13 protein-coding genes are annotated in these 13,590 nt (G+C 60.7%); 3 read left to right on the top strand and 10 right to left on the bottom strand.

Annotated features, from left to right (window positions below):
• Positions 1 to 15: 15 nt before the first annotated feature.
• The 3 genes from NKI21_RS29600 to NKI21_RS29590 all read right to left on the bottom strand — a co-directional run bounded on the left by NKI21_RS29600 (position 16) and on the right by NKI21_RS29590 (position 3,566).
• On the bottom strand, positions 16 to 1,290 hold the full coding sequence (locus NKI21_RS29600) for a nucleotide sugar dehydrogenase (protein WP_128302521.1): 1,275 nt from the start codon (positions 1,288 to 1,290) through the stop codon (positions 16 to 18).
• Positions 1,291 to 1,333: 43 nt separating this feature from the next.
• Positions 1,334 to 2,611: a sugar transferase gene (locus NKI21_RS29595; RefSeq protein WP_352442758.1), complete on the bottom strand. Its 1,278-nt coding sequence runs from the start codon at positions 2,609 to 2,611 to the stop codon at positions 1,334 to 1,336.
• Positions 2,612 to 2,975: 364 nt separating this feature from the next.
• Positions 2,976 to 3,566, bottom strand: coding sequence for a biotin transporter BioY (locus tag NKI21_RS29590; protein ID WP_352442759.1), 591 nt, complete (start codon positions 3,564 to 3,566; stop codon positions 2,976 to 2,978).
• A gap of 117 nt (positions 3,567 to 3,683) precedes the next feature.
• Here NKI21_RS29590 and NKI21_RS29585 point away from each other — a divergent pair, with 117 nt between their 5' ends.
• Positions 3,684 to 4,610, top strand: coding sequence for an MBL fold metallo-hydrolase (locus tag NKI21_RS29585; RefSeq protein WP_128302518.1), 927 nt, complete (start codon positions 3,684 to 3,686; stop codon positions 4,608 to 4,610).
• 19 nt (positions 4,611 to 4,629) lie between these two features.
• On the opposite strand, the gene NKI21_RS29580 is transcribed toward NKI21_RS29585, so the two are convergent.
• From NKI21_RS29580 to NKI21_RS29560, 5 genes are read right to left on the bottom strand one after another with little or no spacing between them, the layout of a single operon-like run.
• The gene (locus NKI21_RS29580; protein WP_128302517.1) at positions 4,630 to 5,550 is read right to left on the bottom strand and encodes a phosphorylase family protein; all 921 of its coding nucleotides are present in this window, start codon (positions 5,548 to 5,550) and stop codon (positions 4,630 to 4,632) included.
• Between the two features lie 14 nt (positions 5,551 to 5,564).
• Positions 5,565 to 6,356, bottom strand: a complete 792-nt coding sequence (locus NKI21_RS29575; protein WP_128302516.1) for an ABC transporter permease — start codon at positions 6,354 to 6,356, stop codon at positions 5,565 to 5,567.
• Complete coding sequence (locus NKI21_RS29570) at positions 6,349 to 7,236, bottom strand: ABC transporter permease (RefSeq protein ID WP_352442760.1); 888 nt, start codon at positions 7,234 to 7,236, stop codon at positions 6,349 to 6,351. The genes NKI21_RS29575 and NKI21_RS29570 overlap by 8 nt, the downstream gene beginning before the upstream one ends.
• On the bottom strand, positions 7,233 to 8,270 hold the full coding sequence (locus NKI21_RS29565; RefSeq protein WP_352442781.1) for an ABC transporter ATP-binding protein: 1,038 nt from the start codon (positions 8,268 to 8,270) through the stop codon (positions 7,233 to 7,235). The genes NKI21_RS29570 and NKI21_RS29565 overlap by 4 nt, the downstream gene beginning before the upstream one ends.
• A 27-nt stretch (positions 8,271 to 8,297) precedes the next feature.
• Positions 8,298 to 9,338 (bottom strand): ABC transporter substrate-binding protein, encoded by a 1,041-nt coding sequence (locus NKI21_RS29560; RefSeq protein WP_352442761.1) that lies wholly within the window; start codon positions 9,336 to 9,338, stop codon positions 8,298 to 8,300.
• A gap of 195 nt (positions 9,339 to 9,533) precedes the next feature.
• On the opposite strand from NKI21_RS29560, the gene NKI21_RS29555 reads away from it, so the two are divergent.
• Positions 9,534 to 10,532, top strand: a complete 999-nt coding sequence (locus NKI21_RS29555) for a LacI family DNA-binding transcriptional regulator (protein WP_128302515.1) — start codon at positions 9,534 to 9,536, stop codon at positions 10,530 to 10,532.
• 13 nt (positions 10,533 to 10,545) lie between these two features.
• Here the strand turns inward: NKI21_RS29555 and NKI21_RS29550 are convergent, their stop codons facing one another.
• Together NKI21_RS29550 and NKI21_RS29545 are read right to left on the bottom strand one after the other, a co-directional pair.
• Positions 10,546 to 11,331: a DUF1499 domain-containing protein gene (locus tag NKI21_RS29550; RefSeq protein ID WP_352868750.1), complete on the bottom strand. Its 786-nt coding sequence runs from the start codon at positions 11,329 to 11,331 to the stop codon at positions 10,546 to 10,548.
• An 80-nt stretch (positions 11,332 to 11,411) separates the two neighbouring features.
• Positions 11,412 to 13,040, bottom strand: coding sequence for a fatty-acid--CoA ligase (locus NKI21_RS29545; RefSeq protein ID WP_352868747.1), 1,629 nt, complete (start codon positions 13,038 to 13,040; stop codon positions 11,412 to 11,414).
• A 183-nt stretch (positions 13,041 to 13,223) separates the two neighbouring features.
• Between NKI21_RS29545 and NKI21_RS29540 the strand changes: the two genes are divergently transcribed.
• Entirely contained in the window at positions 13,224 to 13,580 is a 357-nt protein-coding gene (locus tag NKI21_RS29540; protein ID WP_023808564.1) for a hypothetical protein, read from the top strand.
• The last annotated feature ends 10 nt before the right edge of the window (positions 13,581 to 13,590 follow it).

The following is a 13,590-nucleotide window of genomic DNA, read 5'->3' as shown; positions in this document are numbered from 1 at the left end:
TGACCAGAACCCTCATCAGAAGCGCCCATCCGTAACATGCCTGGGGAACAGACCCTTGATGTCGTAGATGACGCCCGGGGTCTTGCAAAGCGCCTGCAGGCCGTCGACGCCCAGCGCGCGGAACTGCCAGTGGCCGACGGCCACGATAACGCCGTCATAGCGCTGATCGGGAATGTCCTTCATGCTGGCTATGCCGAAGGCACGCGCGCATTCCTGCGCGTTGACCCAGGGGTCCCATATGTCGATGCCGGCATTGTATTCCTTCAGTTGGGCAACGATATCGGCGACCTTGGAATTCCTCAGGTCCGGACAATTTTCCTTGAAGGCCGCGCCCATCACCAGAATCCGGCTGCCAACGACAGGTATTCCCTTGCGCATCATCAGGCGGGCCGTCTGATCCGCCGCGTGCTGACCCATGCCGTCATTGATACGGCGGCCGGCAAGAATCACCTCCGGATGATAGCCGAGTTCCTGGGCCTTGTGGGTGAGATAGTAGGGATCGACCCCGATGCAGTGGCCGCCGACGAGACCAGGCGTGAAGCGCAGGAAATTCCATTTGGTGCCGGCGGCTTCCAGCACTTCGGACGTGTCGATGCCGAGCTTGCCGAAGATAAGCGACAGCTCGTTCATCAGCGCGATGTTGAGGTCGCGCTGAGTGTTCTCGATGACCTTGGCCGCTTCGGCGACCGCAATGCTCGAGGTACGGTGTGTGCCTGCCGGCACGATCGAGGCATAGAGCGCATCGATACCTTCGGCCGCTTCCGGCGTCGAGCCGCTGGTGACCTTGACGATCGTCTGCAACCGATGCTCGCGGTCGCCCGGATTGATGCGCTCGGGACTGTAGCCGAGGAAGAACCCCTCATTGTAGCGCAGGCCCGAATGTTTCTCGATCAGCGGCGCGCACACCTCTTCCGTGCAGCCGGGGTAGACCGTCGATTCGAAGATCACCACCGCGCCTGGCGATATGACCTCACCGACCAAAGTCGATGCCATGATCAACGGTTTCAGATCCGGACGGTTGGCCCTGTCGATCGGCGTCGGAACCGTGACGATGAAAATCCCGCAATCGCGCAGATCGGCCTTGTCTGTGGTGAATGTCAGCCGCGACGCAGCACTGATCTCATCACTGCTGGCTTCCAGCGTATGATCGTCACCACGCCTCAGCGCGTCCACCCTCGACTGGTCGATGTCGAACCCGACGACATCCCTGGTGGCGCCAAAAGCGACCGCCAGCGGCAGGCCGACATAGCCAAGCCCGATGATCGCTATTTTCCTGGAGGCGAGATCCATCTGCTTCCTGCGCTTGCTATTCCAGAGCCATGCTTCGCATTGGTTATCGCGCACCAAAGCCGGTAAGCATCGTTTTCATTGTCTTGAGGGTTATCAAAACGTCCAGCCAAGGCGAAAAGTTCTTTATGTAATAGAAATCATAGTGCAATTTTTCCATAACGTCATCGACGGCAGCCACATGCCCCTGATTTACTTGTGCCCACCCACTTATGCCTGGCCTGACGATATGCCTGTAGCGATAGAATGGCAGCTCAGCCTCGTACCACTGTGACAGCACGACAGCTTCCGGTCGCGGTCCGATCCAACTCATTTCGCCACGCAGGATGTTGATGACCTGCGGCAGTTCGTCGATCCTGGATTTTCGCAGGAAACGCCCGACTCGGGTGATGCGATCATCATCGCGCCTGGTGATCGCCCTCTCCTTGTCGCTGCCGGCGTCAGAGTGCTGGCGCATCGAGCGAAACTTGTAGACCGTGCAGATCTTGCCCCGGTAGCCCATGCGCTGCTGGCGAAACAGCGCGGGACCATCGGAATCCAGCCGGATCAGCAGCGCTATCAACGCCAGAACCGGGGAAAGAACGATAATCAAGACAAGTGCCGAGACCCAGTCGGCTGCCTGCTTGATCTTGAGATAGGCTTGGTTCGGATTGAGTGAACCAAGCGTGTTTTCCGACAGGTGCTCGATCTCGACCCGCCCGGTCAGCGACTCGCTGACCTGCTTGACGTGGTATACGGGCGTTCCCGAAAGGGCCCGATCCGCGATGTATCGTTCCCATTCCGCGCCAAGATCGGCACGCAGATCAACGACCACGCCGCTGGCTCTTTCGATTATCGTACTGGTCGACTTGATCCAAAACCAATGCACACCCGGTAACGTCTTGAGGCGCTCGACATCTCCGCCGGGAATCACGACGAGCCGGTACGGATCGAGGCGCCGCGTCAACAGGCTCAGGCCGAAATACCAGAGCGTGGACTGCGTGAAACTGGCGGCGGCTTGAAACCGGCTGTACTCGAACCGAAAAAAGAAGATGGTCAGGAAAACAGCCCCATAGGACAGGGCAAATGTCGGCAAGATGTAACTTGCCGCGGCCACGCCCGGGAAATTTCCGATGCGGCGATAGGACAAGAAGCCCACAAGGTGCGCGATGACCGCAGCGGCCACCGTGACCTGAAGACTGGCCGAATAGATAAATTCAGGATTGAAGACAATCCGGATGATCGCCGGCGCAAAAATCGCGAATGTCAGTCCGCCAAGCAGTTGAAACCGAATCCTGAACAGGAAATGCCGGCTTCCGACAATAGTCGACGCTGCGACATTCAACGTCTTCCCCCCTTCCCCGAAGCTGCCGTGTCGGCGACAGACCAGCGCGATAGTGCATCTGACCTAATCGCTCACAACAACGAATCGGACGTCTCGCCCCCCGGCGATTCGATACAGTCGAAGACCAAGAGCTACGACAGCGCGGCTGCGCCAGCAAGCATCTATTTCTTAGGTCAACAGTTCGGGAATTGAAAAGCCTAGGCTAATAAAGCGGCTTGATGATCATTACTGAAGATGTCGCAGCGTCTAGGGCGATATAACCGACAATCTATCGAGGTTGGCGGACACCAGACCGGAAATCGGCCAGTCACGCCGCTCCGGCCAGTGGCTTGATTGCCCCTGGCCGTTTCTTCGATCGCGCGCTTCAGCCGCGCTTGAGCAGCGTCCAGACGGCCGGCACCAGGCTTGCCGCCAGAGCCACCTTGATCAGGTCGCCGACGATGAACGGCACGACGCCGAACTGCCACGACTTTTCCGGACCGATGAGCAGCGCCAGCCAGGCAAAGCCCATTGCCATCATGACGAATTCGGCAACCAGCATGGCGTTGAAAAGCTTGATCGGATGGCGGTCCCAACCGCGATCCGCCGCCCAGCCGACAATGGCCGCCATGACCACGAAGCCGGCGAGATAACCGCCGGTCGAGCCGAGCATGTAGGCAATGCCGATGCCCTTTTCAGGCGTGCTCTGGAAGACGGGGAAGCCCATGGCGCCCTCGGCCATGTAGAGCAGCAGGGTGGCGACGCCGAGACGCATGCCGAAGGCGGCGGCGATCAGCAGCACGGCCAGCGTCTGCATCGAAATGTCGACCGGCCCGAGCATAACCTTGGTCTTGGCCGACAGGGTCAGCACAAGCGTTCCGGCGATGGCCAGGAAAAGCTGCGTTGCCAGCCGCGCCGCGCCATTTTGCGGCAGAGCCAGAGAAACAAGCGGACGCATCGTAGTTGCAATTGCCATGGTATTTCCCCAATCCGATTGCCGCACACCGATGTTCGCGGCCTCACATCCTCCTATATTGGCTTGCGTGTTATGCGGCAATCGGTTTTGCCGTTTCCCGAAACAAGGCACCGATGCATGGCACTGAAATTCGATACCGGCTTCGACCCCTTCTATGGCCAGGGGGTGAACGTCGCGCCCGATGTCCAGCGCATCACGGCCCGCAATCCAAGCCCTTTCACCTTTCACGGCACCAACAGCTACATAATTGGCCGCGATACGCTGGCGGTGATCGATCCGGGGCCGGATGACGAGGCGCATCTGCGGACCCTGCTCGGCGTGATCGCAGACCGGCCGGTCAGCCATATCTTCGTCAGCCATACGCATCGCGACCACTCCCCGCTGGCGGCCCGGCTGAAAGAGCGCACCGGCGCCCTCGTGCTGGCAGAGGGGCCGCACCGGCCGGCAAGAGCCCTGCATATCGGCGAGACCAATGCGCTCGACGCCAGTGCCGACACGGCTTTCGTCCCTGATGTCGCCCTGCCCGACGGCGAGGTGGTCGACGGCGACGGCTGGTCGATCAGGACGGTTCTGACCCCGGGCCACACCGCCAATCATGCGGCATTCGCGCTGGAAAGAATTGGCGCGCTGGAGGGAACCGGCATCCTGTTTTCGGCCGATCATGTCATGGCCTGGGCAACCTCCATCGTCGCCCCGCCGGATGGAGCGATGGCCGACTACATGGCCTCGCTGGATCGCTTGATCGAACGCGGGGACCGCTTGCTGTTGCCCGGACATGGCGGGCCGGTGACAGCACCGCGCGCTTTCATGCGCGGGTTGAAGACGCATCGCAAGATGCGCGAGCGCGCCATACTGGAGCGGGTCAGAGAAGGCGACCGGACGATCGTGGACATGGTCAAGGCGATCTACAGGGACACCGACCCGCGGCTGCATGGTGCCGCCGGATTGTCGGTGCTTGCCCATCTCGAGGATCTGACGGCGCGCGGCCTGGTTGTGACCGATGCCGCACCGGCCATCGACGGCATTTTCACGCCGGCCGGATAGGCTATCGGCGCCATTCGCTCTAGAACCGGCTGGAGCGCTCTGCTGGCTGAGGCGACTTCAAGCCCTGGCAAGAGCATTCGGGATCCGTTGGAAGACGTGCCGCGGTCTCCAGCGCAACCCGCGAGGCTGTCATAGAGAGGCTCGGCAGCACGTGCTCCTGCAGCAATTTCTGGCGCTCGCGGTCCATATAGTCGTTGAAACCGGCCGTGACGAACGCCAGGGGCACGAAACAGGCGCCGATCTCGCGCGATAAGGTGGCCTCAGGGGCGATCGAGTGGTTGAGCACGTCCGCTCCCATGTTTCGATATGCCAGAGCTTCGGCGGGAGTTGTCAGTCGCGGCCCGTAGCAGTGGGCAGCCACCAACTGCTGCTCGATGCCATGGACGCGGCATTCGGCTGGCCAATGGCGCCGGGCGGTCTCGGCCAACAATGCCGCACATCTTGGACATACGATCTGCTTGCCCGAGCAGTCGAAGCTCTGGCGGCCGGGAAGCAGTGAAAACGGGGTCTGCGTCAGTTCGAGGATATCGGCGTTCACCACCATGTCGCCGGGCTTGATAGCCTTGTTGACGGCGCCAATGGTCGAGCAGGAGAGAATCTGCTTTACACCCGCACTCATCAACACCCAGAACGCGCGGCGATGACAGGAATGGTCGATATGGTCTCGGGGATTGCCGTGCGAATACATGCACAGGGCACGTTTCGTTTTGCCCTCGACGGTAATAGATGCATCGAATTCGAGCAGCTTCCAATTGTCGCTGGGACCGAAAGGCGTTTGGAAACTCATGTCTCGCTGCAAGGTGCGGACGCCATCAACTTCGACATCTTCCGGAAAGGCGAGACCCCAATTCGCCGATCCGGTGATGATCGCCAACCCCACTTGGGGTATGTCCGTTGAATGATCGGCCAGATCGTCGGCTGCATGATGATTGTTGGGCATGTTTTCAGTCTCGCTCAGGATTTTTGGCGAAGGGTCACGACCAGGACAACGACCACGACGATGACGGTCCACAAGGTCGAAATCGCCGCGATGGTCGGGTCGATCTGATCGCGCAGCGACAGGAACATGAGCTTCGGCAGCGTGCTGTTTTGACCACTCGCGACGAAGATCGAAATGACGGATTCGTCTAGCGAGGTCAGGAAGGCCATCAGTGTGGCCGACAACAGACTGATCTGAAGTTGGGGGACAATTATTCCGCCAATGGCTCTCGCCCAGTTTGCGCCCAGGCTGCGCGCCGCCTGAACCTGGTTCCAGTCAAAGCGGGCCAAGGCGGGCAACAACACAATGCACGCGACCGGAATGGCTAGTACCACATGTCCGACCAGGACACCGAACAGCGTTCCGACAAGACGTTGCGCCGCCAGAACAAAGAAGAGACCGATCGCGAGCAGGATCCCCGGCACAATGGACGGGGTGAGCAGAACGCCCTGAATGGTTACGGCGGCCTTTCCGCCGAGCCGGTTGATCGAGATGCCGGCCAGAAGCCCCAGCGGCACTGTGATCATCGCTGTCAATGTGCCGAGGATCAGGCTCGTCCTGAGTGCGGCCATCCATGTCGCCGAACCGAAGAAAGTCTCGTACCAGCGCAACGAGTATGCGCGCGGTGGGAACTCGAGAAGATTGGACGCCGAAAAGGAGAGCGGGACGACGACGAGCGTCGGCAGCATCAGGAACGCCATAACGAGCGCACAAAAGCTCCACAGGAGGATGCGGGCCAGCCTGCTGTCTGGATAGGCTTCAAGCATGGGCTGTGCCGATGCTGCGTCCGGCAATGAGCCGCCGCGCAGCCAGGAACATCACCCCCACCAACGCCATAAGAACGAGGAGCAGAATGCCCAGGACGCTCGCCGAGCCCCAATCCTGGAAGGTCGATAGCGTGCGCTCGATCCGGGTGGAAAGCGGATTTACCTTGCCGCCGCCAAGCACCGCGGGCGTGATGAAGAACCCTATGGTGTAAATGAAGACGATGATCGAACCCGAGAAGATGCCGCCGGCCGAAAGCGGCAGGATGACCGTGCGGATCGTTTGCCCGAGAGTGGCGCCCATGCTCGCCGACGCGCGGACGAGGTTTGCATCGATATCGCGCATCGCCGCATAAACGGGCAGCAGAAAAAGCGGCAGCATGTAGTGAACCATGCCGATCAGCGTTCCCGTGAAATTGTAGACCAGCGGCAATGGCTCAGCTGTCAGGCCTGAACCCGTCAAAGTTGCGTTGATCAGGCCATCGCGCCGCAACAGCACGAGCCAGCCATAGGTGCGCACCAGAATGGAGGTCCACAACGGCAGCATGACGAAGGCCATCAGCAAATTGGCCACCCTTGGTCTGGCGCTGGCCAGGGCGAGCGCCAGGGGAGTACCGAGAAGAATGCAGATCGCCAGCGTGCCCAGGGACAGTTCAAGGGTTGTGACCAGTGCCGACCATGTCAGCCCGCTCGAAAGCACCTTCTCGTAGTTGCCGACGGTGTACTCGCCCCCCGTGGTCAGGAAGGATTGCCGGATGATCCATAGGATAGGCATTATCGCCGCCAGTCCGACGATGAACAGCGCAGGCAGTGAAAGCGAGAGGAAGAACCGCCGCTCGCGTCGCGCGTCTGCCGCGAGCGCAGGATCGGCAAGGACGGTCACGCTACCACTCCCGGTATCGCGTGAACTTTCGCTGCTGGTGCATAGGCGGTCACCCGCTGACCGGCGGCAAGTTCGGCGCAGCCGCTGGCCAGCGCCGCCGGAATGCAGACAAGTATCTCTTGCCCGCCGTCAAGCGCCAGCGTCAAAAGCCAGTTCTCGCCACGAAACGCCTTGGCGCGCAGCGTTCCCTCAAGGGCCACCCCGTCTGGCCCGACGAGCTTCGCATCAAGATGGAAGCATTCCGCGCGGATCATCAGAGCTTCGCGTGACGCATCGGCGCCGTCTATTCTGCGCGCCGAGCCCGGGGCCACAATGTTGGCCTCGCCCATGAACTCCGCGACGAAGCGGGTCGATGGACGATCATAGATCCGCTGTGGCGTATCGATCTGCTGGATGCGGCCGGAATTCATCACCGCGATCCTGTCGGACATGATTAGCGCTTCGCGCTGGTCATGCGTCACATAGACCGTGGTGATCCCCAGATCATCGTGCAGACGCCGGATCTCGTACTGCATGGTTTCGCGCAGGTTCTTGTCGAGCGCCGACAACGGCTCGTCCATCAGCATCACGCGTGGCTCAAAGACGATCGCCCGCGCCAACGCCACCCGCTGGCGCTGGCCGCCGGACAATGCGGCAATGTTGCGCTCCGCCAAACCTTCAAGCTTCACGCGGGCCAAAGTGTCGAGTGCCCTCTGGCGGGCCTCGGCTTTCGGCGTCTTGCGCAGCACCAACGGATACTCGACATTTGCCAGAACGTTCATGTGGGGAAACAGGGCGTAGTTCTGGAAGACTATGCCGATGTCGCGCTTGTTGGGGGCCAGGCGGGTAATGTCCCGATCGTCCAACAAAAGTTTACCGGAATCGGGCCGGACAAATCCGGCCAAAGCCATGAGCAGCGTGGTCTTGCCCGATCCGGACGGCCCCAAGAGCGTGAGAAATTCGCCAGCCTGAATGTCGAGCGAGACATCGTCCAGCGCGACGTAAGATCCGTAGGTCTTGCGCACGCTGTCGATGGTGATCGGGAGCGACTTCATCATGTGCTTCAGCCTTAAAGCTGAGACTCAGCGGGCCATCATCTCATCGAAGGTTTTTTGAGCAGCTTCGCCATTCTTGACCCACCAGTCCGCATTCGAAAACACCGAAGTGCCGGCATTTTCAGGCGCGGTCGCAAGGGTCTTCAGACGGTCCTCGGGAATAAGGCCACCCTCATAGCCAGCAGGATTGACCGGGCCATAAGCGATGAAATCGGTCAGCTTCGCCACGCGCGCGGGCTGTGTCATCGCCGCGATGAGTTTCATGGCCGCTTCCTTGTTCGGCGCCCCCTTCGGTACCCCGAGGCAATCCGTACCGATGACGGAACCCTTGAACGTGTAATCGACCGCGCCGCCATCCGCTTTCACGGTTTGGGCCCGCCCGTTCCAGGTAACGACCAAATCCGCCTCGCCATCTTTCAGCAACTGCGCGGACTGAGCTCCCGAAGTCCACCACACCGCGACATTTGGTTTGATCGCTTCAAGCCGCTTGATCGCGCGATCCAGGCCCTCCGGCGTGCTGAGCACGGAATACACGTCGGCCGGTGCTACGCCGTCCGAGAGCAGCGCGATCTCGATCGAGTCCTGTGCATTGGCGCGGAGGGCGCGACGGCCCGGAAATTGGGCAACATCCCAGAACTCCGCCCATGTCTTTGGCGGGTTCTCGCCATAGGTTTTGGTGTTCCAGGACATGACGGTGCCATAGGAGTCGAACGGATAGCAGTAGTCGGACTTTGCGCCATCCGGCACGGCCTTTGGATCGATGATCTTGTAGTCGAGCGGCTCCAGCAGCGACTGTGCGGCGGCCTGCGCGCCCTCCGGTGAGCCCAGGTGAATGACGTCGGTTGTGACCGCGCCCGAGGTGACCTGCATCTTCAGGGCGGCCAAGCCGTCGCTGAGGGTCTCCTCGCGGACATCATAGCCAAGCTCTTTTGCAGCGGGGGCCCACATGGCTTCCTTCATGGCGTTGCCATAATCGCCGCCCGCGGTCGTGATGGTGACTGATTGGGCATAGACCGGCACGGCGGCCGAGAATGCTAATGCCGTCAAGGAAATGCGTAACCAAGACATAGGTTCTCCTCCCTAGAATTTGTTGAGACGCGCTCAAAATGGCCAATTCTTGACAATCGTAACGTTACGATTGCATCCAATTGCAGGAGAGTCAAGCTGCTTTAGCGAGAGCTTGGATTGACCGTGAGGTGGAATTCGGTCACGTAGTGGAAGTCAGCAAATCAGCCGGCGCTTTCGCAAATGAGGTCGGGCGACATGACCAACCTGAAACAGATCGCGGCGGAACTTTCCCTTTCGGTCACCACGGTATCCCGCGCGCTGAAGGATGGGCCGGAGGTTCATCCCGCCACCATCGCTCGCGTCAAGGAAGTGGCGCAGCGGGTCGGCTATGTGCCAAATCATCATGGCTTCGCGCTCAAAACTGGCCGCACGCTGACGATGACAGCAATATACCCGATGGAAACACAAGATCATCTGTCCGATCTGTTGAAGCTTCCGTTAATCGAAGGCATGACGCTGGCGGCGCGGCAAGCGGGTTATAGCCTATCCATCTACTCCACCACGCCCGATGATGATCCCATCGAGAGTGTGCAGCGACAGCTTCAGGCGGGCAGCACAGACGGACTGATTATCACACGCATGGTCTCGGGTGATCCGCGCGTTAAGCTATTGCTGGATAGAGGCATGCCATTCGTCGCGTTTGGAAGAACTGACCTGGATACAGCATATCCTTATGTCGACATCGACAATGAACAGATTGCCTACGAGGCGACCCGGCGGCTCATGGACAAGGGCTGCCGACGCATTGCGCTGCAACTTCTCGTTCCGGGCGACCAGGCGAGTGCCATGCGTCTTTCCGGGTATGGAAGGGCAATGGCCGAGGCTGGTATTCCGATCGACCAGTCGCTGATCGGTCATGGAATGTTCACCATGGAATCGAGCGCAGCCTGGTTCGATCGCATGCTGGCCTGGTCAGATCCGCCGACGGGCTTGGCATGCGCCAACGAACTGGGCCTTCTGGGGGCATTACACGCTCTCGGCAGAAGAGGTCTCGCGCCAGGGAGTGACATCCACATTGTCACTCGGGACAGCACGCGGCTATCGCGCTTCCTGCCTGCGAAGATCGGCGTTCATTTCGTGGACATAGCGGGTGTCGGACGCAAACTTGTCGAAGTCCTGGAGAGCCGGATCGCCAATCCGATTGGACCGGTCGCGACAGTCTTGTTCAAAGGAGAGTTCGACCCTGGCGAATAGCCTCCCCTGGGTCTCATTCGACCGGAGCGGCGCCAACCTGACCGGCGACTTCCTGGTCGAGTTCCGCGAGAAATTCGGTGATGCGCGCCGCATTGTCGCCGAGGTCGTAGCGGCCGTAGCGGGATGCCGACCGCATGTCGACGATGACCGTGTCGCCATCGTCCGTCACGCGGATCGCCACGTCGGCGGGAAGGCCGATCACGAAGCCCTTGGCGACGGCGGTGATGGTCACCTCGCTTTGCCCGGCGAGATCGGGATAGGGTTTCGACAGCTCCCAGTCGCGCCGGTCGAGCACGGTTTCGACGGCATTGACGACGGTCTCGAACGGCAGGTCGTAGCTGCGTGCGCTGACCAGCGGATAGCTATCGGTCTGCAGCCGCTGTTCCCCAGGCGTCGACGGCGCAAGCACGTTCATATCCTTCCTCCGGTCGCTCACGTCGAGCGCCGGCGGTTCGTCGAAATCCGTCGAGATATCCCTGAGCGGCGGATAGATCGTCGCCCAGTAGGCGGCGACGCCATAGGGTGCGAGCACCAGCAGTGCCAGCAGCGCGCCGACCGTCAGGTCGCGACCGCCGCGGTCGCCGAAATTCCAGAGCCGCGAAAAGGCAAACCCGGCAAACAACAGCGCCATCGCCGCCAGCAGCGCGACAATGCCCAGCACCCACAGAAAGACAGGTGTTTCGACGAGATCGAAGCGATGGCCGACGAAGACCGTCAGCAGCAGCACCAACGAAAAAGCGGCCGTGCGCCGCGACCAGCCGGCCGCCTTCGACGTTTGCCGTTCAGGAATGCTAACCATCGTTTTCCGTGCTGCCCCAACCCGAACGGAGACTTAGTGCCTTTTTGCGATGGCATGAAGCCGAAACATGCACCATCGCGTCAATCCGTCGGCAGGCGATAGTCCTTGAATTGCTGGCGCAAGGTGATCTTCTGGATCTTGCCGGTGGCGGTGTGCGGAATTTCACCGACGAAAGCGACATCGTCCGGCATCCACCATTTGGCCACCTTGCCGTCCATGAAGTCGAGAATGTCAGCCTTGGTCGGTTCCTTGCCCGGTTTGCGGACGACGACCAGCAGCGGCCGTTCGCCCCATTTCGAATGCTGAACGCCGATGGCTGCCGCCTCGGCGACATCGGGATGGCCAACAGCCAGATTCTCGAGGTCGATGGTCGAAATCCATTCGCCGCCGGACTTGATGACGTCCTTGGCGCGATCGGTGATCTGCATGTAGCCGCCGGCGTCGATGTGGGCGACGTCGCCAGTGTCGAACCAGCCATCCTCATCGAACTGCTCCACGCCGGCGCCGCCATAATAGGCACGGGCAACGGCCGGCCCACGCACTTTCAGGCGGCCAAAAGTCTTGCCGTCCCAAGGCTGCTCGTTGTTGTCGTCGTCGGTCACCTTCATTTCGACGCCGAAGGGCGGATAGCCCTGTTTCTGCTGGACATCGAGCCGGGCTTCGCCCTCAAGACCGGCATGGTCCGGCTTCAGGGTGCACAGCGTGCCGAGCGGCGACATTTCGGTCATGCCCCAGGCGTGGATAACCTGGACATCGTAGTTCTGCTGGAACTTGGTCATGATCGCGCGCGGGCACGACGAGCCGCCGATGACAACCTTGTTCAGATAGGGAAGCTTCTTGCCGGTCTCCTCCAGATGCTGCAGCAGCATCATCCAGACGGTCGGCACGGCGGCGCTGAAGGTCACCTTCTCGGTGTCGAGCAATTCATAGATCGAGGCGCCGTCCATCTTGCAGCCGGGCATGACAAGCTTGGCGCCGATCATCGGCCCGCTCTGGCCAAGACCCCAGGCATTGGCGTGAAACATCGGCACGACAGGCAGGATCGTATCGCGCGACGACAGGCCCATGGCGTCGGGCATGGCAGCGATCATGGCGTGCAGCACGTTCGAACGATGGCTGTAGACGACGCCCTTGGGATCGCCCGTGGTCCCGGACGTGTAACACATGCCAGCGGCGGTGCTTTCGTCGAAGGTCTTCCAGGCGAAGTCGCCATCCGCTTCGTCAAGCCAATCCTCATAGGCGACCGCGTTGGGCAATGTCGTCGGCGGCATATGCGCCCTGTCGGTCAGCACGATCACCTGTTTCAGCGATTTTACGGCGCCGGCGATTTTCTCGAGCAGCGGCACGAAGGTCAGGTCGACGAAGACTGCCTTGTCCTCGGCATGGTTCATGATCCAGACGATCTGCTCGGGAAACAGCCGCGGATTGAGCGTGTGGTAGATGGCGCCGATGCCCATGATGCCGTACCAGGCCTCGATATGGCGTGCGGTGTTCCAGGCCAGCGTCGCGATGCGGTCGCCCAGCCCATAGCCGTCGCGCTCCAGCCGCTGGGCGACCTTCAGGGCGCGACGATGGATGTCGGCGTAAGTGGTGCGCACGATCGGCCCCTCGATCGAGCGCGTCACGATCTCGCGCACGCCATGCTGCCGCTCGGAATTGTCGATGAGCTTATGGCAAAGCAGCGGCCATTCCTGCATCAGTCCCAGCATTGGGTCCTCCCTCACGCTTTTGCGTTGTGCTTTTCGGGCTATTGTGGAGCGAACCGGCCGATTGTCCAGCCGCCAGCACCACCAAGCGCCGCATTGGTGGAAAACCGCCACAATCCGGCCATCGTCGGCGTTAAGTTTCGTTAACGGGCAAAGGGGTGCGATTGGCGACTGAAAGAGGTTCGCATGGACGCGCAGCTCGACGACAAGGCTCTCGAGAGTACGCTTGCCGAAAGTCTGGCCGATGTGGTGCCGGACACAAAGACTGTTTCCGAAGATGAATTTGTTGAAGTTGTCGGCGGCGCGCTGGAAGCGGTCGGCGGCACGCTGCTGTTCAAGATGTGCGTCCAGAATCAGGGCGAGGACCAGCACGTCGCGGCCGCGTCAGTCGGCGATGGCGGAAACCGCCAGTTCCTGCTGCTCACCTTGCCTACCGGCGGCGGTTCCTTGAAGGTCGAGACCGTATCGAGAAGCAGCAACCCGGTCGCCGGGATCGCTGCCGCCTATGCCGGTCTCATGGACGTGTTCAAGGCCGCTGCCTGACAGCTGACGA

The organism is Mesorhizobium sp. M0715 (assembly GCF_040320355.1).
Lineage (GTDB): Bacteria > Pseudomonadota > Alphaproteobacteria > Rhizobiales > Rhizobiaceae > Mesorhizobium.
The sequence above is the reverse complement of the archived record's forward strand: the minus strand, read 5'-3'. Positions and strand labels throughout refer to the sequence as shown.